General features: G+C 59.5%; 16 protein-coding genes and 9 pseudogenes. 13 read left to right on the top strand and 12 right to left on the bottom strand.

All coding sequences use genetic code 11. The features are described 5' to 3' along the window. Positions 1 to 47: 47 nt before the first annotated feature. Together FXB40_RS49300 and FXB40_RS25120 are read right to left on the bottom strand one after the other, a co-directional pair. Positions 48 to 398, bottom strand: coding sequence for a hypothetical protein (locus FXB40_RS49300; RefSeq protein ID WP_246207921.1), 351 nt, complete (start codon positions 396 to 398; stop codon positions 48 to 50). Next, positions 395 to 639 (bottom strand): annotated as a pseudogene (locus FXB40_RS25120) (transposase domain-containing protein); the annotation flags it as partial. The gene FXB40_RS49300 and the pseudogene FXB40_RS25120, both read right to left, overlap by 4 nt. 338 nt (positions 640 to 977) lie before the next feature. Between FXB40_RS25120 and istA the strand changes: the two are divergent. Together istA and istB are read left to right on the top strand one after the other, a co-directional pair. Next, positions 978 to 2519, top strand: a complete 1542-nt coding sequence (istA, locus tag FXB40_RS25125; protein WP_148774855.1) for an IS21 family transposase — start codon at positions 978 to 980, stop codon at positions 2517 to 2519. A gap of 19 nt (positions 2520 to 2538) precedes the next feature. Continuing rightward, positions 2539 to 3177 (top strand): annotated as a pseudogene (gene istB, locus FXB40_RS25130) (IS21-like element helper ATPase IstB); the annotation flags it as partial. A gap of 6 nt (positions 3178 to 3183) precedes the next feature. Here the strand turns inward: istB and FXB40_RS25135 are convergent. Next, positions 3184 to 5286 (bottom strand): recombinase family protein, encoded by a 2103-nt coding sequence (locus FXB40_RS25135; RefSeq protein ID WP_148774856.1) that lies wholly within the window; start codon positions 5284 to 5286, stop codon positions 3184 to 3186. 514 nt (positions 5287 to 5800) lie between these two features. On the opposite strand from FXB40_RS25135, the pseudogene FXB40_RS25145 reads away from it, so the two are divergent. Beyond that, positions 5801 to 5935, top strand: a pseudogene (locus tag FXB40_RS25145) (ATP-binding protein); the annotation flags it as partial. Positions 5936 to 6125: 190 nt separating this feature from the next. Here FXB40_RS25145 and FXB40_RS49305 read toward each other — a convergent pair. The 5 genes and pseudogenes from FXB40_RS49305 to tnpA (FXB40_RS50455) form a co-directional block, all read right to left on the bottom strand. Beyond that, a pseudogene (locus FXB40_RS49305) lies at positions 6126 to 6356 on the bottom strand (transposase); the annotation flags it as partial. A 405-nt stretch (positions 6357 to 6761) separates the two neighbouring features. Further along, positions 6762 to 7535, bottom strand: coding sequence for a class I SAM-dependent methyltransferase (locus tag FXB40_RS25150; RefSeq protein WP_187437124.1), 774 nt, complete (start codon positions 7533 to 7535; stop codon positions 6762 to 6764). Positions 7536 to 7791: 256 nt separating this feature from the next. Next, positions 7792 to 8358 (bottom strand): annotated as a pseudogene (locus tag FXB40_RS25155) (transposase domain-containing protein); the annotation flags it as partial. A gap of 112 nt (positions 8359 to 8470) precedes the next feature. Then, a pseudogene (tnpB, locus tag FXB40_RS50450) lies at positions 8471 to 8814 on the bottom strand (IS66 family insertion sequence element accessory protein TnpB). Continuing rightward, positions 8815 to 9396: an IS66-like element accessory protein TnpA gene (gene tnpA, locus FXB40_RS50455; RefSeq protein ID WP_210352184.1), complete on the bottom strand. Its 582-nt coding sequence runs from the start codon at positions 9394 to 9396 to the stop codon at positions 8815 to 8817. A 154-nt stretch (positions 9397 to 9550) separates the two neighbouring features. Between tnpA (FXB40_RS50455) and FXB40_RS25170 the strand changes: the two genes are divergently transcribed. Further along, positions 9551 to 11374, top strand: a complete 1824-nt coding sequence (locus FXB40_RS25170; RefSeq protein ID WP_148774859.1) for a hypothetical protein — start codon at positions 9551 to 9553, stop codon at positions 11372 to 11374. A 232-nt stretch (positions 11375 to 11606) separates the two neighbouring features. On the opposite strand, the pseudogene FXB40_RS25175 reads toward FXB40_RS25170, so the two are convergent. Further along, positions 11607 to 11856 (bottom strand): annotated as a pseudogene (locus FXB40_RS25175) (transposase domain-containing protein); the annotation flags it as partial. Between the two features lie 609 nt (positions 11857 to 12465). Between FXB40_RS25175 and tnpA (FXB40_RS25185) the strand changes: the two are divergent. From tnpA (FXB40_RS25185) to tnpC, 3 genes are all read left to right on the top strand, one after another. Next, entirely contained in the window at positions 12466 to 12894 is a 429-nt protein-coding gene (gene tnpA / locus FXB40_RS25185; protein ID WP_148774860.1) for an IS66-like element accessory protein TnpA, read from the top strand. Then, the gene (gene tnpB / locus FXB40_RS25190; RefSeq protein WP_135179688.1) at positions 12891 to 13247 is read left to right on the top strand and encodes an IS66 family insertion sequence element accessory protein TnpB; all 357 of its coding nucleotides are present in this window, start codon (positions 12891 to 12893) and stop codon (positions 13245 to 13247) included. The genes tnpA (FXB40_RS25185) and tnpB (FXB40_RS25190) overlap by 4 nt, the downstream gene beginning before the upstream one ends. A gap of 122 nt (positions 13248 to 13369) precedes the next feature. Continuing rightward, positions 13370 to 14848: an IS66 family transposase gene (gene tnpC / locus FXB40_RS25195; protein ID WP_148774927.1), complete on the top strand. Its 1479-nt coding sequence runs from the start codon at positions 13370 to 13372 to the stop codon at positions 14846 to 14848. A gap of 385 nt (positions 14849 to 15233) precedes the next feature. On the opposite strand, the gene FXB40_RS25205 is transcribed toward tnpC, so the two are convergent. Next, the gene (locus tag FXB40_RS25205; protein ID WP_148774861.1) at positions 15234 to 16616 is read right to left on the bottom strand and encodes an LLM class flavin-dependent oxidoreductase; all 1383 of its coding nucleotides are present in this window, start codon (positions 16614 to 16616) and stop codon (positions 15234 to 15236) included. Between the two features lie 132 nt (positions 16617 to 16748). Here FXB40_RS25205 and FXB40_RS49315 point away from each other — a divergent pair. Continuing rightward, positions 16749 to 16922 (top strand): annotated as a pseudogene (locus FXB40_RS49315) (hypothetical protein); the annotation flags it as partial. Here the strand turns inward: FXB40_RS49315 and FXB40_RS49320 are convergent. Continuing rightward, entirely contained in the window at positions 16863 to 17099 is a 237-nt protein-coding gene (locus FXB40_RS49320) for a hypothetical protein (RefSeq protein ID WP_246207947.1), read from the bottom strand. The pseudogene FXB40_RS49315 and the gene FXB40_RS49320 sit on opposite strands and share 60 nt — an antisense overlap. 50 nt (positions 17100 to 17149) lie before the next feature. On the opposite strand from FXB40_RS49320, the gene FXB40_RS49925 reads away from it, so the two are divergent. Beyond that, positions 17150 to 17272, top strand: a complete 123-nt coding sequence (locus FXB40_RS49925; protein ID WP_283812948.1) for a hypothetical protein — start codon at positions 17150 to 17152, stop codon at positions 17270 to 17272. A gap of 1665 nt (positions 17273 to 18937) precedes the next feature. On the opposite strand, the gene FXB40_RS25215 is transcribed toward FXB40_RS49925, so the two are convergent. Continuing rightward, positions 18938 to 19894, bottom strand: a complete 957-nt coding sequence (locus FXB40_RS25215) for a D-2-hydroxyacid dehydrogenase (RefSeq protein WP_187437133.1) — start codon at positions 19892 to 19894, stop codon at positions 18938 to 18940. A 477-nt stretch (positions 19895 to 20371) separates the two neighbouring features. Here FXB40_RS25215 and FXB40_RS25220 point away from each other — a divergent pair, with 477 nt between their 5' ends. The 4 genes and pseudogenes from FXB40_RS25220 (at position 20372) to FXB40_RS25235 (ending at position 25328) form a co-directional block, all read left to right on the top strand. Continuing rightward, the gene (locus FXB40_RS25220; RefSeq protein ID WP_187437126.1) at positions 20372 to 21655 is read left to right on the top strand and encodes an IS256 family transposase; all 1284 of its coding nucleotides are present in this window, start codon (positions 20372 to 20374) and stop codon (positions 21653 to 21655) included. 500 nt (positions 21656 to 22155) lie between these two features. After that, on the top strand, positions 22156 to 22842 hold the full coding sequence (locus FXB40_RS25225) for an SUI1 family translation initiation factor (protein WP_148774864.1): 687 nt from the start codon (positions 22156 to 22158) through the stop codon (positions 22840 to 22842). A gap of 302 nt (positions 22843 to 23144) precedes the next feature. After that, positions 23145 to 23644 (top strand): annotated as a pseudogene (locus FXB40_RS25230) (helix-turn-helix domain-containing protein); the annotation flags it as partial. Positions 23645 to 24236: 592 nt separating this feature from the next. Then, a complete protein-coding gene (locus FXB40_RS25235; protein WP_148774865.1) occupies positions 24237 to 25328 on the top strand; it encodes a C45 family autoproteolytic acyltransferase/hydrolase in 1092 nt (363 codons plus the stop codon). Positions 25329 to 25374 lie beyond the last annotated feature (46 nt).

Consider the following 25374-nt stretch of genomic DNA (forward strand, 5'->3'; position numbering starts at 1 on the left):
TCGTTCTTAAGTAATCCGCCGTTCGCGACTGTGCTGTTGGCTGGTTTCTACCTAAGCATGAGGCGGCGAGCTTGTTCGGTCGAATGCTCAAGCGCTACGCTACGCAAGAAGTAAGCATTCGGCGTAGGCCGCGCCCTGATGGGATTATTCTGGCGGCCAGCGCTTAAGCAACCTCGGATTTTCTTTATAGAGATTTGGATGAGTTCGATGAGACGCTCGATGCCGAAGTCGGTGAACGCTTGAACGCCGTCTTCGCCGACGCCGAACACCCAAATGGCGCCGTCCTCAATCTTCATTTCGTTAGCGACGTCTCGTAGCCAATCTTCATCTTCGCCGAGGTCGTTCGCGACCTGGGTGATGGTGGTGACGTGATGGACCTTGTTGACGTGGGTGGTCATGCCGCTCGAGCGGAGTTCGCTGACGCCGGCGTCCAATTCCAGGACAGCAGTTCGTCAAGCCGATGCGACGGATGGGCGGCGATCCGCGTGAAGACGTCGGTCAGCCAGGCTTGCGGGTCGATGGCGTTCATTTTCGCGGTGATGATGAGACTGTACATGGCTGTCGCACGCCGCCCTCCGCGATCAGAGCCGCAGAACAACCATGACTTCCGTCCAAGGCGATGCCTCTTAGGCCTCGTTGTTGGACAGGCATACACGACAGCTCGGACGGCTTGATCGCCTGGTCTGGGCGGCTATCACAGGCTCTTATCCAGTAGTGCCTGCAGCCGCGCCTCGCCTATGCGGTTGCGCCAGCGCGTCTGCGACGAGCGATCGAACACCATCCGGTGCTGGAAGTGCGGAATCCGAGGCAATGCGGCCACCGATTCCGACGGAAGGCGGCCACCGATTCCGATCGAAAGCGGCCACCCAATCCGAACGAAGGCGGCCACCCTGTTGATAGGGTGAGACGGGGGGCGTTGTCGGCAATCTGAACGGGGCAAGGTCCCTCCTTTTGCGGTTCACGCAATGGGAGGTCCGATGCCCGCCGAGAGATTGCCGATGCGGAAGATTCGAGAAGTTCTACGCCTGAAGTATTCCTGTGGGACGAGCGATCGGGTGATCTCCCGATCGGTCGGGATCGGTCGCACGGCGATTGCGGAGTATGTCCGCCGCGCCGCGGTGATCGGCATCACTTGGCCGATACCGGAGGAGCTCGACGACACCGCGCTGGAGCGCAAGCTGTTTGCGCCGGCCGGCTACAACCCGCCGCGATCGAAGCCGCTTCCGGATTGGGGGCATGTCCATGCCGAGTTGCGCCGCCGCAGCGTAACGCTGGCGCTGCTGTGGGAGGAATACCGCGGCCATCATCCCGACGGCTACGGCTACAGCCGGTTCTGCGACCTCTACGTCGAATGGCGCCACGGGATTACGGCGACCATGCGACAGACCCACGCGGCCGGCGAGAAGCTGTTCGTGGACTTCGCCGGCGATACCGTGCCGGTGTTCGACGGGCTCACCGGGGAGGTTCGCGCCGCCAAGATCTTCGTCGCGGTCATGGGAGCGTCGAATTACACATTCGTCCAAGCTCGGTTCAGCGAGGCGTTGCCCGACTGGATCGGCGCCCATGTGGATGCGCTTACCTTCCTGGGCGGGGTGCCGAAGGCGCTCGTCTGCGACAATCTGAAGGCCGGAGTCACGACGGCGAGCCGCTACGAGCCGGGGGTCAACCGGACCTACCAGGATCTCGCGGCCCATTACGGCACCACCATCATGCCGGCGCGGCCGCGCAAGCCGCGCGACAAGGCCAAGGTCGAGGCGGCGGTTCTCATCGTTCAGCGATGGATTTTGGCGCGGCTGCGCAATCGGCGTTTCTTCTCGCTCGCCGAGTTGAACGTCGCGATCCGCATCTTGGTCGACGACCTCAATGCCCGCCTGATGCGCAAGCTCGGTGCCAGCCGCCGTGAGTTCTTCGACACCATCGATCGTCCGGCCCTGATGCCGCTGCCAGCCGAGCCCTATCAGTACGCCGAATGGCGCCGCGCGCGCGTGGCGCCGGATTACCACGTCGAAGTTCAGGGACACTTCTACTCGGTGCCATCCCGCCTGATCCGCCAGGTCGTCGAGGTGCGGGCCACCGAGGCTACCATCGAGGTGTTCCATCGCGGCACCCGCATCGCCAGCCACGCACGCTCGGGCTTGAAGCGCCGGCACACGACGATCCCAGAGCACATGCCGAGCGCGCATCGCCGATACGCCTTCTGGACGCCGGCGCGTCTGCTGGCCGCCGCCGAGAAGATCGGTCCGTCCACGGTCGCGCTGTGCGAGGCGATCATGCGGACAAAGCCCCATCCTGAGCAGGGCTTCCGATCCTGTCTCGGTATCCTGCGGATGGAGAGGACCTATGGGGCGCAGCGTCTCGAGGCCGCATGCCGCCGTGGTATCAGCATCGGCGCAGCGAGCTATCGGTCGATCGCCTCGATCCTCAAGACCGGCCTCGACAAGGCTTTCCTTCCCGACACCACCCCCGACGCCGATCCCATCCAGCACGGCAACATCCGGGGCCGCGGCTACTACCACTGACCAGCAAGAAGGAGACCTTATGCTCAGCAACCACACCCACGAACGTCTTGCCGCTCTCGGGCTCGCCGGCATGGCCAAGGCCTTCGATGATCAGCAACGCCAACCCGACGTCACCGCGCTGACCTTCGAGCAGCGGCTCGGCCTGATGATTGATCGCGAAGCAACCGAGCGGGAGAACAAAAGGCTCACCGTGCGCCTGAAGTTCGCCTCGCTACGGCAGACCGCAATCATCGAAGATGTCGATCTGCGCGCTCCGCGCGGCATCGACCGCGCCTTCTTTGCCAAGCTCGTCGATGGCGATTGGATCAGCCGCAAGCAAAATTTGCTCATTACCGGGCCAACTGGCGTCGGCAAGAGCTGGATCGCCTGCGCACTCGGCCACAAGGCATGCCGCGATAATCGATCCGTCTTATATCATCGCCTGCCAAGGCTGTTCGAAGCTCTTGCGCTCGCCCGCGGCGACGGACGCTATGCGCGGCTCCTCAAGACGCTATCGAGGGTCGATTTGCTCATCCTCGATGATTGGGGCCTCGCCCCGCTTACCGGCGAGCAGCGTCGCGATCTCCTCGAAGTCGTCGACGATCGACACCAGCGCGGATCGACCATCATCACCAGCCAGGTACCGATCGAAAATTGGCATGAGGTCATCGCCGAGCCGATGACTTCATGATGCCTCCTTCTTCGAATGCTTGGTGCGTCGTACCCGATTGCGAAGCTGACGGATTTGGTCGTCTGAGAGCTCGATCTGCCATGGCTGGCCTTTGGCTAACTGACGACCTGCCAGCAATCCCCGCGCGAGATAATCGAACACCGTCTGCGGGGTCACTCCAAGCTCAGCCGCTGCGCCCTGAATTGAGAAGCTTCCATCGGGCCAGCGCATCGGATTCTTGTCCACGCCGTTGATTTTGACGGTGGGAATGCCCCAGCGGGTACGCAACAGCCAGACATTCTCGCCTTTGAAGGCGCAGCCTCGGGCCGCGACGAAGCCTTCCTGATTGAGTATTGCCGCGATGTCGGCATCCATTTTGTGTTCAGCATTCAACTCGACGATCCGTTGCCGCAACCGATCAATGTCGATGTAATCACGGTAGGTCTGAACGCGCCGTTGCACGTGATGCTCGCTGGTTGCACCGGTCTGCCAGACGATCTTGAGCCACACCTGACCTCGGGTCCGCTTCTGATCAAGAACGACTTCGCGGATCACAAATCGCAGAATGCGCTTGCGATCGGCTGCCGACGTGGTGGCCGCGTTCCAAATCCGCGGCAGGTTCTCTCCGAGCGCTTGTAGCCCTGCGCGTTCCACCGGGCCAATCAGAAGCGGCTCTTGCGCGCGCCAACGCGCATGCTGCTGCTCGACCGCCTCGACGACACGCAGCTTCTCTTCCCAAGCCCGCTCAAGTGAGCGCGCCACAAGACGATTCTCGGGCTCGACGGCGTCATACTGACGCCGAGCGCGCTCGGCCTCGTAGCGGGCGCGCTCCACGCGAAGCGCCCACTGGCGCTCGAGCTGACGGCTCTCCTGCTCCAGTTGGCCCGCGGCTGCGAGTGCGATCTCAATCTGATCCGGCACCAGGGCATCGAGGACCACCCGCTCGACCAGCGCGTCAACCGCCAAGGCACGGACTTCCTGACACAGTGCATTGCCTTGCTGGTCCCGATCCGAGCGGCAGCAATAGACCGGATAGTCGGCATTCGGGCCCGTGTAGCGCATGCTCATGCGCCGTCCGCAACGGCCGCAGATCGCAATCCCTTGTAACAGGGCTGCCCCCTTGCGCGGTACGCCAGAGTGTCCTGCCTCATAGCGGCAGACGTTATCTGCCAGTCGCCCCTGGTTGGCCATGAACTCCTCCCAGCTGATATAGCCTGGGTGAGCGGCGTGGAGGCAAACCGCCCAATCCGCGATCGCTACCTTGACCGTTCCCGTCAGCGATCCCGGCCGGCATCGGCTCGGGTCCTTTTGCCGGCGGCCATAAACATACGCCCCAGCATAGGCCGGATTCTGAAGGATATTAAGGACGCGTGTGCTATCTGGCGCACGCCAGACGATCTCGTGTGGAGAAGGTCCAAGCAGCGGCCGAACCGGCAAGGACAATCCATTCCTGTCCAAGTAACGCATCACACGGCGCGCGCTTTGCAGTTCCCGGAATTTGGCAAACACGAGATGAAGACGGGCCCGCACCTCCTCATCCGGATTGAGAACAATTGTGCCCGCTCGATCGTAGGCGAGCCCGGCCGGCAGCGGCAGCCGCAGTTCGCCCCGCGCCGCCTTCTGGCGTTCCCCTTGGTGAAGGCGCATCCGAAGCTGATGCAGCTCCGCCTCGCTCATGATGCCGGACAGGCCCAACAGCAGGCGGTCGTGATAGGCGCGCGGATCGTAAAGCCGCTCGCCATCCGCAATCAGCACGCCAAATACCGAGCACAGTTCGAGAAGCTGATGCCAGTCCCGGTTATTGCGGGCCAAGCGCGAAGCGTCGAGACTCACCACGAGACCGGCGTTGCCAAGGCCGATCTCGGCAATGAGCTTCTGGAAACCATGACGGTCCACGCCGCCAGCACCGGATTTGCCCAGATCCTCGTCAATCACCTGGACGCGCTCGGGCGGCCAGCCCAGACCGATGGCGCGATCGACAAGGCGGTACTGCAGCTCGGTGCTCTCCTGATGCTGGCGCACCTGGTTCACGGATGACTGCCGCACGTAGACATAGGCCAATTTGGCTCGGTGAGCCGTCGTGAGCCGCTCGTCAGCGACGGTCGAGCTGATCAGCACGACCCAGTCCCCTTCCGGGCGTGCCGGGAGCCGCTTGCATCCGCCGCAGCAGCGTGGCGAGGATTTGAGCGATCTGAGTTTGCGTCGCGGTGGACAGATTCGGCCACAGGGGCGGAATGTCGTCCGTCGGACGGCCGGGTGGATTTGCCAACGTCGGCATGGGTCGATACGCAACGCGACCTGGAAGCGGTCGGTGGGTCATCGCGAATCACCTTCTCGTCAAGAAGGCTCAGACTCGCGCTCAAATGTTGCATCAATGGGATCAGCGTCCGTACACTGATGCGCGGCAGGTCGGCCGCGTTCGGGCGGAAAGCGATCGACGTCTCGGTAAGATCCGTCGACGCGATCCGAACCCCCCGCCGCCGTCCGTCCGGCAGCGCGACAACAACGTAGGCGGGACCGCGTCCCGACCGCTCCTTCAGCACCTCAAGCCGGTGCCCGAACAGAAAATGATGCGGGTCAGTGATCGTGACGTGAGACACGACCCGCTCGAGAATAGGGGTACTCTGACGTGTTCGGTGACCCGACCATCGCCGACGCCGTCCTGGATCGGCTCGTCCACAATGCTCACCGCCTCACACTCAAGGGAGACAGCATGCGAAAGATCACTGCGCAGCGCGCCAATCTTGACGCAGCCAAAAAAACCTGACCCAACTCCTCATGCCGGCAACGACACCCCGGCCGCCTTCGTCGGAACAGGTGGCCGCCTTCGATCGGAATGCATGGTCGCGTTCAATCGGAATCCCTGGCCGCAATCCCCGGAATCCGCACTGGAAGCACTCCTCGTCTCAGAAGAACCCGAAATAGGGGTTCGCAACCCGGCAATCGCGCAGCACCTAGTCGGAGAGGTCATTGGTGTGCTTGAAGATGGCCAGCCCGCCATTAAGCCTCTGGGCAGTGGCGGGCTGCGCGGATCATCCGTGTAGACCGCCCCAAACTCCCGCTCCAGCAACGGCCAATGCACTGTGCGCCCCAGCGCCAGCAGCGGATGATTCAGGTCGATAAATCTGATCGAGCTGCGAGCGGAACAGATCCTGCACTCCTGTCTCCTGGCCTCCGGATGGGCGCATCTTGTGCACTCGCCAAAGGGGAGTGAATCACAAACCAGCAAGGAGTCCTCTCCCGCACGCCTGTTTCCCGGCAAACACGATTGCCTCCGCGGGACATGTCCAGATTCCAGATCAACGGCTTGGAAGTCCTTCACGGACAACAAATTATGCCGAGTGGTTCTGGGAAGAAGCCGTTACTCGCGCGCGCTTGGCAGCTAATCGAGTAGTCGTCATCCCGGTCCTGCGACGTCACACATTCGGGCTCTGAGTGCTACCCCGGTAGCATGAGTGCGCGGGGACTAAGACCTCGGGACCGGCTCGCATTGTTTAGTACGCCGGCCTCAGCCTCCGCTATCGTGGACAATGTTGCTGTGGCATCGATTTGGTCGTCAGCTTCGTCTTTCGACCACACCTGTAGTGGGCACACTAGTTGCACCGAGCGTTCTCAGATCGAGGATCTTTGGCACAGGCGCAGATCAGCGAGGTGCCGTACACATTCTTCGGCAAAAATTGGCTTTCCACCCGAAGCACAATTCCCAATAGTCGATGCAACCGGGGCGCCTTGGGCGCGCGAAACGCAGTCCCGCGTTTCATGCCTAGCTTCTTCAGTAATAGCGTCGGCAAATACAAGCCATGAAAAACGTAACTGTAGGATTTGATCGAAAGCCGCGACCGAAGGGCCAACTTTCGAAGCTCAGTAACATCGTAGCGTAGGAAATGGCGGTAATGTTCATCAAAGTTCGACCACAGCTCTTGGCGCGCCGGCAGTGCGATGATCAGCAAACGCAGCGCCGGAAAAGCACGAACAACTCTATCCAGAAATGTGACCGGCTGCTCGATGTGCTCAAGGACGTCCAAGAGCAGAACCGTGGTGACTCGTTCGCGCAGTTCCTTATCGATTTCGGCGAAATCAGTTTTCGGAAACACAAACGGTCTCGCCTCCTCGTGGAGCCATGGATCGCCCAGATCGCAGCCGTACGCGTCGAACCCGGCTTTCCGCAAGACGCTAACGTAATGGCCCCGAGCCGCGCCGATTTCGAGCAGTGTATCACCTACGCCACAAAACGCGTGGACATAGCTCTTCACAATCGCAGTCCGAGCGCGATGCCAGTAATGTCCCTCATAACCGAGTGGAAAGAGTTCATCGAACTCGTTGCCCGAAAATTCGCTACCCGCTTGGCGATCGTCGGAGGCGCTCACTTCATTAATCATTGGAGACCTGCATAGCTCATAATGTGCTCGGAAGGCATAAATCCCGATTAGGAAATAGTAAAGACGGCGATCCCTATCACGCTTGAGGGGTTAAAGTTTGAAATCCGACCTTGGGCGCTTCTCTGAGCATTTGCCGCCCCAACGGAAATCTCTCGGTTTGCGACTTACAGCTGTCGATCGTCATGGCTTGTGCAACGAAGTCTTCGGGCTAGCGCTCAGCCTGACGGTTCAACGGCTGACGCTAGCCGACCTTCTCGTACAGAATCATCGCGAGCAGGCTTGCCCCCAGCCCCGCGCAATCACATGGAACAGCGCCTGCGCTTGGCTGATATCTCGCAATCCCGCCAGGCTAACTTTTCGCGTACGGTTTCGACCAACTTGACGCGGGATCGCCTCCGGGATCCGGGTCACGTGTTCGCCAAGGTTGCGCAGCCGCGTGCGGCCACAGCAGCCACAAACCGTCGTCGGATCGATCACCACCCGCTCGCGTGGGAGATGCTCGGGGAACGTCTGGCGCTCGGCGCGCTTGCGTATAAAACCCGTACCGTCGTCATCCCCGTTACAGCTCGTTCCGGCGCCAGCTCGCCTTCGGTGGCATCGGCTTCCAGCTCTTCGAACGTCAGCACCAATTGGTCGATCAGCCGCGATGATTGCTCTGACCGTTGTCCGTAGATCTGACGCTTAACCTTGGCGACCGCAGCCTCCGCTGGGCTATCAGCGCGCCGCCTTCCGAGGTTTTCGCGCAGGCAACTGCGAGTTCCGCTACGGCCTCTAACGCCTTCGCGCGCTCGGCCGCCAACGCCTCTTTCAGAGCCGCAGTGTCATCCGGAACAGCCTAGCGATCAGCATCCAGCAACGCTATAAATCACAGATTGGGGGCGTTGTGACTCCTCAAAATACCAGCAGCCGCAGATTTCTTCTGCTTAAGGGGCGCTCTGCGGCGTCCAGCTTAGTTGTGGGTTCCTCCAGTCAATTCCTTCCAGCATATATGTCCTTTGCGCCGACCAGATTGACACCGCACCAACGGATGCTGAGGGCCAGATGAACTTGCCGCGGTCCAGGCGTTTGGCATAGCGCGACATGCCTAGCGCGTAATGCCATAAAGTCTTGAACAGATCGCCGCGGCGACTACGGAAGAGAAATCGCCGGCATGAGAATCGCGCTTCAAGTTCTTCTGAACCGTCAGGGACAGACCTTGGATGCTGACGCGCACGTCGGTGTGGCCGGTGGCGATCCAGACCCTGACGCCGCTCGGGATCGGGATCATCTATAGCGCGACAATCTGGATGGGAAGCACTTCTATCCTGATTGCCGCGCCGCAAGCATCGCCGCCCCCGAAGTTCAAGCACCGCTGCAGTGCCTCGGCGTCAACATCCCGGTCAACGCGAATGCGACAGCCGCCGCCAAGATCAATCTCGATTATTCCGAGTCTTGCGCGCTGCGCAGGGGGCGACGACGTTGGCTGCGGTGTGCACGTCGAAGCCAGAGCAGGCGTAAAGGCGATCTCCACAGGAACAAGCGCCGGCACGGCATCCCCGCTCAGCCGGTCCTCGCGGCGACCGGCGCCACGTGACAATTGGCTCGCAGACAGCCCGTTCCGACGAGCCGTGACTGACACCGATCGTGGTCCGCCATAGCTCTCGGCAACCACCTGGTGCTTCTCTTCCAATGTCCAACGGCGTCGGGCGCCGTAGAGACAACTTCCACTCGGGAGACCTTTGAACTGATCGGCGCGCCTCCGCGGGGCGCCTGGGTAACGGACGCCGAAGTTTGTGGCAAGGATCGGTTCGACTGAGCCGCAGGTGCGCGCAACGATATCGATCGACCGCATGGCCAAGGTCGTGATCATCTGCTCTTCATCGAATGGGACGTCCTGCCTAATCCCGATCGTGTGACTAACCCTACCAATTCATGGAGGAGATTTCGGGGCTCGGGTCAGTTAGAGCATTCTAGGATGATGTTCATCGGAACGAGTCTCCTCTACGAGTTGGCAGGAACGCCCCATGCGACCACATAACAACTTTGCCAGCGGAAGGATGTCGTCTGTCTTGCTGGATGGGACTTTAATAGCTCTGTCCTCCGTAACTACAGCAATCCTTTTCGTTTGGTTGCTATACTACAGCAGTTATGGTCTCAACCCGAGCGACGAAGGGTTTTGGCTCAACTCCATGGCGGATCCATTCGCATACTCAATCAAAATTCCGCCGAATTTTTTTGGCTTTGTCTATCACTGGCCATACAAGTGGGCGGGCGGCGACATTGCAGTGCTTCGCATCGCGAACGTCACGCTTACAATGGCGCTAGCGTGGCTTCTCAGCTTCCTGACGGTCCGTCATCTTTGGATGGTGGGCTGGCCGCATGCAGTCGCGTTATCGGCAGGGATCGCCAGCCTTGCATTAGTCGCCTTTTACTGGGGGGCGCTCACGCCTAACTATTACACCCTGAACCTTCAATCGGCCTTGATGGTGATGATCGGTTTGCTCCTAGGCGATCGGCCAGGGCGCATATGCCGAGCCTTGGGCTGGATACTAGTCGGCCTTGGCGGCTGGTGTTCCTTCATGGCTAGGCCGGCCACCGCTGCGGCCCTTGCCCTCGTCGTTATGATCTATGTCGTTACTTTGCGCCGAAAGTCGCTGCTGTCCATGTTTGGCGCAGCGCTGATCGCTCTCGCACTACTGATGACTATCGCCCAATTCATCGGTGGTGGCATCACTGGGCTGGTGAGCCAACTGGTCGACGGCACTGAGGGGATAACCCTGCTCGATGGAGGACACAAGGTATCTCACATTCTCCGGATCGACTGGCTCCAAACAAGTCGTTACCAGCTCGCGATCGCGATGCTAGTGGCAACAGCTCTTCTGCTCAGCATTTTCATGGGGTCTAAGCACAAGTTACTCACATCGCTGAGTCTCGCTGCGGTTTTGATCGTAACAATAGCGATTGCGCTGCTGGGGCCCGATCCCATTAGCATCAAGCTGCCGACACTGTTCCTGGTCCCAGTATTCGCGTGCGTTGGTGCGTTGTTCTATCGTGAGGGAATGGTCCTGCGAACCCAGACTCCCACCAGCATCGGCTTAGCGCTAAGTTTTTTGGTCCTTCCACATATGCTCGCACTGAGCTCTAGGGTCGATTACTGGATCGTTGGTTCGGATGCCTGCTTGTTCTGGATGCTCGCCGCCGTTAGCTTCCTAAGCCCTCTTGCGGGACACGGACGCAGCCTTGCGACCCTACTGCCCCTGGCGGTGTTGGCACAGCTGCTCACTGCATCAGTGCTCAATATCTACATGCTTGAGCCGTGGCGCCAGATGAAAGATCTGCGTGCTTATACCGCCGTCACATCCGTGCCGGGTGGCGGAAGATTGGTGCTCTCGCAGCCCTTCCACGACTATCTGGTCACGGCCAGAGCCCAGGCTCGTGCGGCCGGCCTTGAAGGCAGTACCGGGGTGGTTGATCTGTCCAACGCGCCGACCCTGCTGTATATCCTTGAAACACGGGCGCTCGGTTTACCTTGGCTATTCGGGGGATATCCCGGCAGTGATGCAGTCGCGGTGAAGGCACTCGGACTTGAGAACTGCGCCGATCTGGCCAAAGCGTGGGTGCTGATCGCGCCGGAGGGCCCGCGTCATCTTGATGAATCCGGTGTCATGGCCTCATTTGGAGCCAGGCAGGCGGACTACGTCGCCGCCGCTACTTTCGAAGCCCCTATCATTGACGGGTACTATCCGAATGCCCACAGCCAGTTTTTGTTGAAGCCTGTACGCCCCGCGGGGTTGGCGGAGCAATCCTGCCGCGAAGCAAGGCGACAGCGGCCGGATAGCCAGCAATAGAGCATCCTGAAAGATGTGATCTTCGTAACCGTGAAACCGGAATCGTCAAGAATGATCTTGCCCAACCACTCTGCGGCACATCCTCAAGATCTTTTAAATTTATGGCATCAGCGATTTCATCTTCTGAACCGCCCCGGGTTTGCCGGAGGCCCCAACTCCTGAGAGGATGGAGCTATGACAAGCAAGACACGGACGAATTTTACCCGAGGTCTGGACCCGAGCGGTCGGAAGGTTCCAGCTCCTCGAACGTCAGCGCCAACTGCTCAATCAGGCGGCCGAACGCTCCGACCGTTGGCCATAGATTTGATGCTTCAGCTTGGCGATCTGCAGCTGCTACTGGGCGATCAGCGCTTCGTCTTCCGACGCTTTCGCGCGGGCGACCGCAAGTCAGCCGTGATCTCCAAACCCTTGGCGCGCTCGGCTGCCAGCGCCTCCTTCAGGGCCGCAATGCCATCCGGAACAGCGTCGCGGTCGGCATCCATGCGACGCAGTGAATCACAGATTAGACGCGATATGACTCCCCAAAATTGCAGCAACCGCAGATTTCTCCGCTCAGCCCGCGCTCTGCGGTCGCCAACTCAGTTGCAGATTCCGCTAGTCGATTCCTTCCAGCGAGGGAATTGAGGCTGCCAACACATCCGGGCCAACCGTATCGATGCAGCCGTTGCCGATGCATTCCTAACTGCACTCGCAGTGCGTTGTGGCTAGGGGACGCGCCCGACGACTAGGCGCGTCCCAAGTGGCGCCGGCCGAACTCGATGCCTTGTCGCACTCCCGCCGGGTTCAGCAGCCGATGAACAACGCGTTACGTTCAAGCGCAGCGAGAGCTCGAGCGCAAGCGGTACACGGCGGCGCTCGCCGAACGGCAGTTCAACCGAGCTGATCCAGACAATTGCCTGGTCGCCTCAGAACTCGAGCGCCGATGGGAAGCGGCTCTAACCGACGTGCGCGCCGCCGACGAGTCGCTTGCCCGATAGACTCCCTTCAAAGCCATCACACAAGTGGCCATAAGTAAGCGCTGTTCAGCGGCCACCTACCGGATGACGGGGTGATCTGCGAGTCTGCGGTTTGTTCGGACCGTTAGGCTTAGAATGGACACAGTGCATAGTGCTATCGCGGAGCCGGTGCGGCGGCTTGAGGTCTTCACCGGAGCCGGTCGTCGGCGGAAGTGGAGCGACGAGGACAAGGCGCGGATCGTCGCGGAGATCGTGGCGAGTGGCGACTCGGTGTGTTCCGTGGCCCGACGGCATGGATTGTCGCCGCAGCAGTTGTTTGGTTGGCGCCGCCAGTTGCGAGAAGCAGCAGGCGGTCATTCCGAAGCGGACAAAGTCCAGTTTGTGCCAGCGGTGGTGGAGGCCGTGGTACCGGCGCCGGCTGCTCACCAGGAGCGCAAAGTGGTGCGCAAGGCAGATAGCGGGATCATCGAGATCGAAGTCAACGGCATCACGATCCGGGCCGGTCGTGGTGCGGACCCAAGGATGATTGCGTCGATCGTCCAGGCGCTGAAGGCGAGCCGGTGATCGGTCCGTCGGGTGCGGTCCGGGTGATGGTGGCGACCAAACCGGTAGACTTCCGCAAGGGAATGGAGGGGCTTGCTACCCTGGTGCGCGAGAGTATGGGGGCTGACCCATTCTCAGGAGCTGTCTATGTGTTCAGGGCCAAGCGGGCGGACCGGATCAAGCTGGTGTTCTGGGACGGAACGGGTTTGTGTCTGTTCGCCAAGAGGCTCGAGGATGGGATCTTCCGCTGGCCGAAGATCGAGGACGGTGTGATGCGTCTGTCGGCGGCGCAATTGTCGGCGCTGCTGGAGGGGCTCGACTGGCGGCTTGTGCACGAGGCACGGGAAACGTCGAAGCCAACGCAGGCCGGATAGCTGTTGGCGGCGCTGCGGCGAAGTGAATCAGGAGCGTCGGACGCGTCGCCCGATGGCGGCGAATATGCTCTGATTTGGGTGTGAGCGACGCCCTGCCTGACGATCCCGAGACGCTGAAAGCGATGCTGCTCGCCGAGCGGTGCGAGAGCGAGCGGCTGCGTCAGATCATCAAGGAATTGCAGCGGCATCGGTTTGGCCGGCGGGCAGAGACGCTGCCTGAAGATCAGATGCTGCTGGGCCTGGAAGACGTCGAGCAAATGGCAGCGTACAGTGAGACGGCGCAGGACGTCAGCGCACCTGAAGGCCGTGAGGCGCGGGCTCGCAAGCGCCGCGGCAACCGTGGTGCCTTGCCGACGCACCTGCCGCGGATCGAGGTCGTCGTCGACATCGAGGACAAGACCTGTCCCTGTTGCCAGGGCGAGTTGCACCGGATCGGCGAGGATAGGAGCGAGCGGCTGGACCTGGTCCCGGCGCAGTTCCGGATCCTCGTGACCCGGCGTCCCAAATACGCCTGCCGGGCTTGCGAGGACGGCATCATGCAGGCGCCGGCCCCGGCCCGGCTGATCGAGGGCGGATTACCGACCGAGGCCACCGTCGCCCAGGTCCTGGTCTCCAAATATGCCGATCACCTGCCGCTCTACCGGCAGGCCCAGATTTACGCCCGCCAGGGCATTGAGCTCGATCGTTCGACGTTGGCGGACTGGGTGGGACAAGCTGCCTTCCACCTGCGTCCGTTGCATGAGCGCCTCCTCGGCAAGCTCAGGCAACGGCCAAAGCTGTTTGCCGATGAAACGACGATGCCGGTGCTCGATCCCGGCCGCGGGCGCACCAAGACCGGTCAGCTCTGGGCCTATGCGGCGGACGACCGGCCATGGGGCGGCGCCGATCCGCCGAGCGTCGCCTATGTCTATGCGCCCGATCGCAAAGCCGACCGACCAATCGCCCATCTGGCAGGCTTCAAGGGGATCCTGCAGGTCGATGGCTATGCCGGCTATGGCAAGCTCGCCGAGCGTGGCGAGGTTCAGCTTGCATTCTGCTGGTCGCATATGCGGCGTAACTTCTACGAACTTGCCACACCCGGTCCCGCGCCCATCGCAAGCGAGGCGCTTCAGCACATCGCCGAGTTCTACGCGATCGAGAAGGACATCCGTGGCCGCAGCGCCGCGGAGCGCCGCCTCGTCCGGCAGCAGAAGGGCCGGCCGCTGGCGGAACGCTTCGAACGGTGGCTCCGCGCAAAGCTCGCGTTGATCAGCCAAAAGGGCAAGCTGGCCGATGCCATCCGTTATGCGCTCTCACGTTGGGAGGGGCTGACGCGCTTCATCGATGATGGCCGCATCGAGCTCGACAACAACGCGGTCGAGCGATCAATCCGCCCGATTACGCTCAACCGGAAGAATGCGCTGTTCGCAGGCTCCGACGGCGGCGCCGAGCACTGGGCCATCATCGCCTCTCTGGTCGAAACCTGTAAGCTGAATGACGTCGATCCGCTTGCCTATCTGACCGATGCCTTCACCAGGATCGTCAACGGCCATCCAAACAGCAACATCGATGAGCTGCTTCCGTGGGCCTATTGCCGTCACGACCTCAAAGCCGTGGCCTGAGAACGACGCTTACGGCCATAAGCAAGGAGCTCGATAACAAGGTCATCAGCCTCACCGGCCGCTTGCCGCAGATATGGGCTGACGAGACTATCTCGGATGCGCGTCGCAAGGCGTTGTTGCGATACCTTATCGAAAAGGTCGCGCTCGACCGCGGTGAGCACGACTTGGCCCTGGCCAGGATCGTCTGGCGAGGAGGCGCCGTGACGGAGCTCAAGTGAGGCTGAGCGTCAACTCCATCACCAGATTGACGCGAGGCATAGAGATGCGGGCGCGCCTGTTGGCGCTTGTCCTACACACTCTCTTTGCTCGCGATAGTCCAGCACGCTTCAACTGCAATGCGCGATTCCATGTTGAGGATTCAAGAAGATCTCGGCATCGGGCTAGACTAAACAGTTGAAAGACCTCGCTGCCCTTTCGCGCCGAATGCTTGAGCCTCCTGCGCGAATTGGTTGAGCGGCCGCCTCAGCCCGAGGTCCTCCCTTAGAGTTTGTCCAGAGTACCGGGCTCTGAACTTTCCCCGTCGCCGCAGCTCGGGCACAACCAGCTCAACAAACTCTTTAAGCCCCTCAGGAACCGTCGCCGGCAAAACGTTGAAGCCGTCGGCCGCACGTTGCTCAAATGTATCCACCATTACATCGGCAATTTCCCCGGGGGTTCCCACTACCATCAAATGGCCTTTACTATCAGATATTAGTTGAATCAGTTGTCTCCACGTGTACCTCCGGCGTACGGCGAAGTCGACGAGCAGCTTTTGCCGGCTTTGGATAGCATTTGTCTGGGGCAGGGCGTCTGGAACTAACGAGTCGAGATCCACTGTACGTAGATTGGTTACTGACCCCAACCAAAGGTCAGCCGCCCCGATCAGAACGTCTTCGTGCGTATACGATTGTAGTCTTTGAAGCTTCGCAATCGCATCTTCTTTTGTCCTGCCAATAACAGGAACAATTCCCGGCATAACCACAACCTGATCAGCCTGCCGACCGCGTGCGCAAACGTTCTCCTTCAAACCTGCGTAGTAGCGCTTTCCGTTTTCTAACGAAGGCTCGGCGGTGAATACGACTTCCGCAAACTCTGCAGCGAATGCTAATCCAGCGTCGGATGCACCAGCCTGCACCAAGACAGGATAGCCCTGCGGCGGTCTTGAGCTATTTAGTGGCCCTTTTACTGAAAAGTGGTGCCCCCGATGGTTGAGTAAGTGCAGTTTCGTCGTGTCCGCGTAAACGCCGCTTTGCTTATCTCGAATAAATGCATTGTCTTGCCACGTATCCCAAAGCCCTTTGACAACTTCGACGAATTCCCTCGCACGACCGTAGCGCGCATCATGATCGGGAAGGGTCGCTTCACCAAAGTTTTTTGCCTCGGAATCCATTGCCGATGTAACAATATTCCAAGCAGCGCGCCCACCTGACAAATGGTCGAGTGATGCGAACATCCGGGCGATATGGTAAGGTTCGTAGTACGTTGTCGTCGCTGTAGCAACGAGGCCAATGTTCTTAGTCCTCGACGAAAGCGCCGACATCAGTGTAATTGGCTCGAATCCATCATTTCGGCTTACACGGGACATCGCCGGGAGATCATCTATTATGCTTTGATGGTCGGCGAGAAATACGAAGTGAAACGCCGCGCTTTCGGCGAGTGAAGCCAGGCTGGCAAAGTGATCGACATCAACTCCGCCCTTAATTGGCACGTTCGGATCGCGCCACGCACCTTCGTGATATCCGGCTCGAGCCAGATATAGTCCGAGCTTCATTTCCTCATTGCGTCGCATCCAACATCTCCGTTTCAGAGGCGCATCCTCGCGCTCCACGTTCGGCCAACTTAGCCGACGTCGCGATATAGTACGACCTACTGGGCCTGGTAGTATTCTGTAAGCGTAGTGCCGCGGCCGTTCAGATTGTTTGTGCGCGGTCTTGGGAGCACCGTTAGAAGCGTCATCTTCTGCAAGGGTGCTCACAATGACGACCATTCGGACGACATAAGACGACCGTCGCCGCGTATCGAAGGGTATACTGGCTCAGGTCGAAAGCGCTGGCCGGACGATTTGAAGGCACAGATTGCCGCGGAACGCTTCGAGCCGGGCGCGATTGTAACAGATGTCGCCCGCCGCCATGGCTGCCGGCCCAGCAGGTGCATGATTGGCGGCGTCGAGCGCGTTTGGGCCAGTTGGTGCTGTCAGCTTCGGCGGATACCTTATCGTTTCGAGGCCGCCCGTCGTTGTCCTCCGGAAGATGTCGGCGGTGCGCCAGGCCATCCGAATACCTCGACGCCATCAGCGACCCCACCCATCCGGAGCACGAACAAATGCGCCTCTGGGGCCCCGAGCAGTTCGATTCAAACGCCCTCGACCGGAAGGCGCTCGAGGCCGCCGTCAACGCCTTGTCGGAAATATGGAAGTCGCGCCGGCGCACCACGCGCGCAAAATAGACGTCAAGCGCCAATCAAAAGGGCCTCAGAGCTACGCTTACAGTATTCTAAACTTCAAGGTTTGTGCATCTACGACCTCGCCGACAGTGTGCGAATAGCAAACGTCACTGGAGGTGACAGCAACAAATCATGCCGGCTTGGTTTTACTCCTGATTGTGGAGGTTAGGAGGTGTGCGTTTGAATGCCTTTGGCGCACGTCTCGCAGCAGCCCAGTGGGTCCGGCCAGTGATTTTGATGAGTTCGGTCGCAGCGCATACTAGCTCTGGCACGGAATCGATGAGGACTTCAATACTTCGGGTGTGGCTTAATGTTGATGAGGCTTGCTCGCTCGTACGAGAGCACCATTTGGTGAACCGAACGCGAGCTGAGGCGAATTCTTGCATGTCGGTCTCCGCCGGATTTGCGATGCAGCCGCTATAGAGGTGGATGAAGGCCAGGTGCTGCCCCTGTTTAGGCGTGAACGCTCTAGACGGCAGGGATGAATGTACGCTATCGGGCGGAAATCAGCCAATCGATCGGCCCACCTCGAGGCGTCGCTCAGCGGCGACAAACATGTATCCTGCAAGCTCAAGCAAGCGCAGAGTTTGTTCGCCGAGATCGACGACGAGATCGCTAGTAGCGTTGACCTAGGTGGTTCGACCGCATACCGGACCAAGTGCCGCTTGGAACGCAATCTGGACGGGCGCTGAACGAAGATTGGCGTGGCGGGGCCAGCGCGCGAACTCCCTAGAAGGGAAGAGGCCCTGCTGGGGGAAGACTGTGCCACTCCGCCAAAGGGCCGTGCCCCCGGACGCTTGAGCTGCTGGCGGTTGCGCTAGTCAAACTCACCGTACACAACCTTCCGCCGCGCGAGCGATTCTTGGACGCCTCGCGGAAAATAACCTCAAAGTTCGGCAAATCGTTTGCCAAGATGTCACCCGCATGGAGGACGTACTTGATCTCCAGGCGAGGCGCTCATCCCAAGCGGCCGGTCGTATGTTCGACAAACTGTCAACGCTGAACCGTCTTCTCCATTGGGTCAAGAAGTTGCTTGCTCGCCAAAAGCATTGCTTGGCCCGGGGCGAAGTGAACCAGGAACGTCGAACGCCTCGCCTAGTGACGGCGAATATGCTCTGAGTTGGATGTAAGCGGCGCCCTGCCTGACAATCCCGATAGGTTTAAAGCGAGGCTACTTGGAGGGTTACGAGAGCGAACGGCATTGTCAGATGTTAGGACTCGCAAAGCCCTCCGTTTGCCCCACCACGGTGCCGGGAGACAGATGCTGCTGAGCTTGGATGTCGTTTACGAGCCGGCAGCTTACGTGGGACAGTGGAGCACGTGGCGACCACAACGACCATCGCAGCGAGGAAAAACCGTTGGCAGTCGCGGTGCTTTCGGGAGTGATCCAGAGGGTGATAGATAGACGTTTCATCTAATGGCCACGAACCCGGATCTCGGTCGGCACCCGCCTATGGGAAAAGCGAAGCTACTCGCAATATGGATCGCGGAGCCCTATTTCTCTGCCGGCTATTCGTCGGCAATGAACACGATCTTTGCTGGAGGTCGAGTATGGCTGTTGTCTCTGCCGGTGGCCTCGGTTGTCCGATCGGTGCATCCTGTGCCGGCCATCATATGAATGACCGACGATCTCGCGTCAACAGCGCCTCGTCGGCCTTGAACCGCCAATCAGTAGCCGCGATCCAGGTCGACTACATTGCGCAGCGGCTGCATCTGAAGGAACCGCTGCAAGTTCTCGCCGAAGATCTCGAACACGCGTCTGGTGTAGTCCGAGGGATAGCCAGCAACATGCGGGGTGACGATGACATTAGGCATCGTCCAGAGCGGATTATCCGGAGGGAGTGGTTCTCGCTCGAACACGTCGAGGAGCGCTCCGGCAATGGTGCCAGCTTGGAGCTCGTCGATGAGCTCGCGCTCCACAATAACTGAGCCCCGGGCTATGTTGACGAGGAACGCGGTGCGGCGCATCAGCTGAAGCTGCTTGCGGCCGATTAGACTAGTTGTTGCAGGAACTTGAGGAACAGCAAGGACCACGAAATCAGAGAGCTGAAGGAGCTCGGCAAGGTCGTTCGGCGAGAAGAGCTTGTCGACGCCCGCCACAGGCTGCGACACGTCACGTCTCGACCCGATCACCCTCATGCCAATACTTTTGCCACGACGGGCGATGGCGGAGCCAATTGACCCGAGACCAACCACGCCGAGCGTCCGTTCCGCGAGTGGCGCGACATCCCGAGGCCGCCATTCCCTGCGAGCCTGCTCACGAAAAAACTGGAGGAAGTTCCAGTGCATAATGGTCACGCCTGCAATCACGAAATCAGAGATAATTTCGCCATGAATACCCCGAGCATTCGTCACGGTGATACCTTTAATGCGATCGCCGATGGGCAGGACCGAGTCGACGCCCGCATTGCTGCACTGGAACCAGCGCAGCCGACGTGCCCGGTCGAATAGGTGGACCGGAAAGCGGGAACTCAGGAGAACATCTGCATCCGTCATGTATTCATGTAGTGACGACGCGTCCCTGGCGATCAACACGCGTACATAGGGAAAGCGTTCACGAATCAGCTCCGAATATTGATCGGCCGCGGTATCGTTGATCAGGATAGTGACAGCTTCGCCTGCCATAGGTCTGGGAAATGTCATGCTAGCTGGCCGAGGTCACTTCGCGTAGGCAGGACCTGTGTCCGGGATTAGTGATATCCATCGCAAGACTCACTAGCGTATGCGTGCGCGCAACACAGGAGGGGTCGAAGATGTTAGATGGCAAGATCACCGGAGTCTTCCTTCCATGCTAGAGTCTGTTTTCGTTCGGCGTTGGCACATCGCGTGGCCTCGCAACGCGATTGTGATGGACGTTTACGACATGTGCGTCCGCGAAATAACTACCTGCTATGGTAGCAACGTCGAGCTGGTGGTGTTGATCCGTCGCTTGCTCACGTGATCGGAAGGAACTCCATGCGCGACTCGGTAAAGCGGCGCTGGATAGAGGCGCAACTCTGTCTGGGAGCTATCGCCCAAAGTTGGTGACGGCGGGAATCGGGAAGGCGGCATATCGTGGGGGTGCTTGACGCCTCCACTTCTCCACCGAAGGAGCGATATGCCGTGTCCAACGATAACGTCATCCAGCTGATTCAGCCAGGAATCTTCGACGATCAACTCACAGAAGTCTTGCGCAACGGGGCACGTGCCCTTCTCGCCAAGGCGGTCGAAGCCGAGGTTGCAGACTTTCTCGGCCAGCATGCCGATTTGAAGACCGCGGACGGCCACCAGCGCGTCGTCCGCCATGGCCACCTGCCGGAGCGCGAGGTGATGACCGGTATCGGTCCGGTCGCCGTCCGCCAGCCGCGTGTACGCGATCGCGAGGCCGCCGCTGCCGATCCTGGCCGCATCCGGTTCTCGCCGTCGATCCTGCCGCCCTACATGCGCCGCTCGAAGTCGATCGAGACGCTGCTGCCGGTCCTTTATCTGAAGGGGATTTCGACCGGCGACTTCTCCGAGGCGCTGGCGGCGCAGCTTGGCAAGCATGCTGCCGGGTTGTCGGCCTCCGCGATCGGCCGCTTGAAGGACGGCTGGCTCGACGAGCATGCCGCGTGGCAGAAGCGCGATCTGTCGGCCAAGCGCTACGTCTACATCTGGGCTGATGGCATTCATCTCGAAGCCCGCCTCGAAGACGAAAAGCAATGCATCCTCGTGCTGATCGGCGCGACGCCGGAAGGCCGCAAGGAACTGGTCGGCTTCACCGATGGTGCCCGGGAGAGCGCGCACGATTGGCGCGATCTGCTGCTCGATCTGAAGCGGCGCGGGCTCGACGTGGCCCCGCAGCTCGTCATCGCCGATGGCGCACTCGGGTTCTGGAAGGCCGCCGGTGAGGTCTGGCCGAAAACGCGCGAGCAGCGCTGCTGGGTGCACAAGACCGCCAACGTACTTGCCAAGCTGCCGAAGAGCCAGCACCCGAAAGCCAAACGCGCGCTGCAGGAGATCTGGATGGCCGAAACCAAGGCCACAGCCGAGCTGGCGTTCGACGCCTTCATCGAGAGCTACACGCTGAAATACGAGAAGGCGGCCGACTGCCTCCGCAAGGATCGAGACACGCTGCTGGCTTTCTACGACTTCCCGGCCGAGCATTGGAAACACCTGCGCACGACCAACCCCATCGAAAGCACCTTCGCTACCGTGCGCCACCGCACGATCCGATCGAAGGGCTGCCTATCCAACAAGACCGCGCTCGCGATGGTCTTCAAACTGGTCGAGGGCGCCCAGAAACACTGGCGTCGTCTCGATGGCCACAACCAGTTGCCAAAACTCATTCTCGGTGTGACATTCAACAACGGGATCGAGGTCATCGCTAAGCCGACCGACCGTCAGCCCACAAGCGCCGCCGCCTAACCGGCCCGGCCGTCACCAAAATTTGGCGATAGCTCCTGTCTGGTTTCAGACAGCGCTAACAAGGTTCGTCCGGTTCATAGCACCTGCCTCCCAGCTCTCGCTGAGTTTCCCCTACCTACTCAGAAGCTTGTGGCCTCTATAAGCTTGGCACGACCATTGCTCAAAGAAGAGGTGCACTGGGCGAGGGAAACCGAATGCTTATACGGCAACGACAAAGGCATTCAGCAATTAAGTTCACGACTATGTCGTCACGAAGAGGGGTATATGTGTACGCCATCTAGTCATGATCTCTTCGTGCAGCAGTTGCAAGATGTGCGAGACCACCGAGCACCAGCGGTGCTTATCGGGCGAGCACGAGCTAGCTGCACGCGTCTGTACACCCGCGGAGGCGCTATGCAGTGCAGAGCCAAAGTACATGGGCCGCTCACGCATCTGTGACATCAGCTACTGCGAGCTGGCCGACAGGCGATCAAAGCAGGACGAAAACAGAAAGGACTACCATGAGAAACCCAATCAGTCCGTTAGAGGTATCACGCTTCCTTCATCGGCATGAACAAGCTGCTTTTCAGAAAGGTATTAAGGTTTCGATTGGATTTGATTTCCATGAATATGTCGCGATCACAGAGGCAACTCCAACAAAAGGAAAGACCTCTCCGGTGTTTCGGCCTAATCGATCACCGATTAAGCCCGACGAAGGATATTGGGTCGTCGGCTTCGACAACGACAATGAGGTGGCCCTTGTGGCGGCTGCGCGACTATACAATCTCCACCATAGCAACCTTGCAGAACACCTTCAATCTCTCAGGTTCTTCTACGCAGATCCTACTAAGCATGCACATCCACAGGACTCCTGTATTTGCAAGGCACCAAGCGCCGGAACTATCACGGGAAAGGTCGCCTACCACGGTGACTTTTGGGTGCGCAGAGATTTCAGGGGGCAGGGTATGGCAGCCGTGACGACAGGGATTTTACTCGGTGCGTCTCTCGCGATGTGGGCTCCTGATTTTACGTGTGCACTTGCAGGGAAGTGGACAGTCGATAAGCAGGTGTATGATTGTCCGCACTGCGAACCAGGTGGGTCGATTTTGCGCCTGGTAGCCGAGGGCATTCAAGATGACGATTGGCTCTTCTGGAGAACCGGCGAGGAGATGATACGGCAAATCGATCGTCACAACAGAAGCGCGTGAGCCATGCCTTGTATCGTTCCGGCCAACTCGATAGGTGCCTTTCGATCGCTTCTCTCGTCAGGAGCAGTCCTCGCCGTCGATCAGCTGCAAGCCTTGGTCGCGCCCTGCCGCTTGCCTTTTTTGTGGCCCCACTGTCGCGCTATTCCCTGACAAAGCGCGCGGCGCTCGCTATCGAAATGCCGAACTTCCGCCGCCGGGCGGGGCGACATTCCGCCCTAGATGTCGTCTCTCAGCAGGTTGTCCATCTGGTTTGAACCGATGAAGCTGAGCTTGCGAAGCGTCAGTGTTCAAGGAGGGACCAGATGAACATCCACGAGAATGCGCCTTTGACACCCAAACGCCGAGAGGCGATGGTGCGAAGCGTGGTGGAAGGTGAATTGAGCAAGGCCGAGCGGCCTACCACTTCAACACGATGCCGAATACCGTTGCCCAATGCGTTAAGAGGTTCCGCGCGGAAGGTGTGGAAGGGTTGCGCGATCGCTCCTCCAGACGGTCACCATATGTACCGCTGTCGAGGCGTTGCGCCGCCAGCGCCACACCGGCAAGCAGATCGCTGCCGAAGTCGAGGTGTCACCGTCCACCGTCAGCCCCGTCCTTCGCCGCTTGGGATTGAAATCGGATACGCGATCTGGAGCCGGCCGAGCCGGAGCGCCGCCATGAGCGCGAGAACCCAGGCGAGATCATTCACATCGACATCAAAGAGCTCGGGCGTTTCGAGCGTGTCGGTCATCGCATCACCGGCGATCGGACTGGTCCGAACAAAAGCCGTGGCGCAGAGTGGGATTTCGTTCACGTCTGCATTGCGCGCGAAGGCCTGGGAGCTGGTGGAGTATGTACGCCTGACCACCGACGTAAGGAGCAGGAAAGCGAATCTTAGCTCTCAGTTCAATATGTCGCCCAACCATTGCTAATTTGTCGACATGACCTGTTTGCCTTCCGAACCAAAGCAGGGCACGGCAGCCAAATGGATATCGTGAATTCTCCGGTAAACCATCGACTCTCCCCTCTTCACAATAGGCCCGACTCTTGCTTAACGCATCCAGAGTCGAGGCTTCTACCCAGGAGAACTTGATGAGGTTATTCGATACCTTGAAAACTCTCGGTCGTTAACGGACATCCCGCTTTCCTAGCGCACGTTCTGCCGTTGGATAGTGAAGTTGTTTTTGACGAAATCAATGTTCTCGCGGCAGATGAATTGCGTTACTTCTCTCTAGTGATGCGCTGGAAGGCAGGCTGTACTAGTCCTGCTCTCCCACACGGAGACATCGAAGGACATAGTCTCTTGTGAAACGGCAGCTTAAGTCGATTTTCGCCGGTAGGGCGCGCACAAGCCGCTCGCCGCGGAGAATTAGCAGGCGGGTGGCCTCACATCCGCTAATCTTGGGGGTCGAATTATGAGTTTGAAGTTCATTAGCTTCGCTGGAGCGCCTCGCGAGCGCGGGAGGCAACATGGGGAGATAATGCGGTCGGAAATCGGAGAAAATGCGGAATTCTATCTAAAGCGGTTTTGTGCATACGGCACTGATCAGAAGACCGTCCAATCCGAAGCGGAGTGTTGGCTTTCCTTTCTGGAGAAGCTATCGCCGGAGTACGTTGACGAACTGCGAGGCGTCGCCGAAGCGGCCAATCGGCCTGTGGAAACACTCACGATGCTCAACATTCGGCACGAAATTTGGCTTCGTCTGATGGCTCGGCGAGCTGTTGATTTGTCAAACTTAGTTCTCGATGGCTGCACCTCTGCTGGATTGATGCCTGACGCGACGGGGGAAGGCGCGGCAATGCTCGCGCAAACAATCGATGGGCAGGCGGCTATTTGTGGCACTTTGTTTGTTGGAAAGATGCCGAGAGGCAATACGGTGTCCTGGCTCGGAATTTTTGAAGCCGGCTCCGTGGGTCCTACCGCCGGTCTAAATGAAGTAGGTATTGGGTTGGTCTGCAATAGCCTCCTCACCGCCATCGATGGCAGGGGCCGGATGACCGCACCGTATAAGCTGAGATCCCGCTCCATTCTCGAAGCACGAACATTCGACCGTGCCATAAGCGTCATTATCAACACGGACCCTATCATCTCTATGAATTATCTGATCGGTCATGCCCAGGGTGAGATAATCAGCATTGAAACCTCTCCTAACGCCAAACGGTATCTTTATCCTGAGCACGGAATAATCACCCACGCAAATCACTTCGAGCCTGGAGGAATTATCGCTTCAGAATGGGAGCGCTTTGTACCCGATAGCCCGTTTCGATCCCGCAGGTTCGCCCGCCACCTCCGCTCAAAGCTCGGGGCCATCGATGTAGACCACATTTTGGCAGGTCTAAAAGACCACTTTTCCTATCCGGCCTCGATTTGCTGTCATCCTGCTGAGGGGTCTTGGCCAAACAGCACTCTAGCGGCGGTCATTTTGGATCTGCAGCGGCTTACGCTGTTTGCCACCGACGGGCCGCCGTGCGGCGCGCCGCTACAGCGGTTTGAGCTCTCGACTTGAACAAGACGCTTTTCGACGGGCCCTCGTCTGGCATGTAGCCGTGAGG

The organism is Bradyrhizobium rifense (genome assembly GCF_008123425.1).
GTDB classification, from domain to species: domain Bacteria; phylum Pseudomonadota; class Alphaproteobacteria; order Rhizobiales; family Xanthobacteraceae; genus Bradyrhizobium; species Bradyrhizobium rifense.

Coding starts and splice junctions, on each gene's coding strand:
- FXB40_RS49300 (WP_246207921.1), bottom strand. CDS start 398: ATGACCACCCACGTCAACAAGGTCCATCACGTCACCACCATCACCCAG.
- istA (WP_148774855.1), top strand. CDS start 978: ATGCCCGCCGAGAGATTGCCGATGCGGAAGATTCGAGAAGTTCTACGC.
- tnpA (WP_210352184.1), bottom strand. CDS start 9,396: ATGATCACGACCTTGGCCATGCGGTCGATCGATATCGTTGCGCGCACC.
- FXB40_RS25170 (WP_148774859.1), top strand. CDS start 9,551: ATGCGACCACATAACAACTTTGCCAGCGGAAGGATGTCGTCTGTCTTG.
- tnpA (WP_148774860.1), top strand. CDS start 12,466: ATGGACACAGTGCATAGTGCTATCGCGGAGCCGGTGCGGCGGCTTGAG.
- tnpC (WP_148774927.1), top strand. CDS start 13,370: ATGCTGCTCGCCGAGCGGTGCGAGAGCGAGCGGCTGCGTCAGATCATC.
- FXB40_RS25205 (WP_148774861.1), bottom strand. CDS start 16,616: ATGCGACGCAATGAGGAAATGAAGCTCGGACTATATCTGGCTCGAGCC.
- FXB40_RS49320 (WP_246207947.1), bottom strand. CDS start 17,099: ATGGCCTGGCGCACCGCCGACATCTTCCGGAGGACAACGACGGGCGGC.
- FXB40_RS49925 (WP_283812948.1), top strand. CDS start 17,150: ATGCGCCTCTGGGGCCCCGAGCAGTTCGATTCAAACGCCCTCGACCGG.
- FXB40_RS25215 (WP_187437133.1), bottom strand. CDS start 19,894: ATGGCAGGCGAAGCTGTCACTATCCTGATCAACGATACCGCGGCCGAT.
- FXB40_RS25225 (WP_148774864.1), top strand. CDS start 22,156: ATGAGAAACCCAATCAGTCCGTTAGAGGTATCACGCTTCCTTCATCGG.
- FXB40_RS25235 (WP_148774865.1), top strand. CDS start 24,237: ATGAGTTTGAAGTTCATTAGCTTCGCTGGAGCGCCTCGCGAGCGCGGG.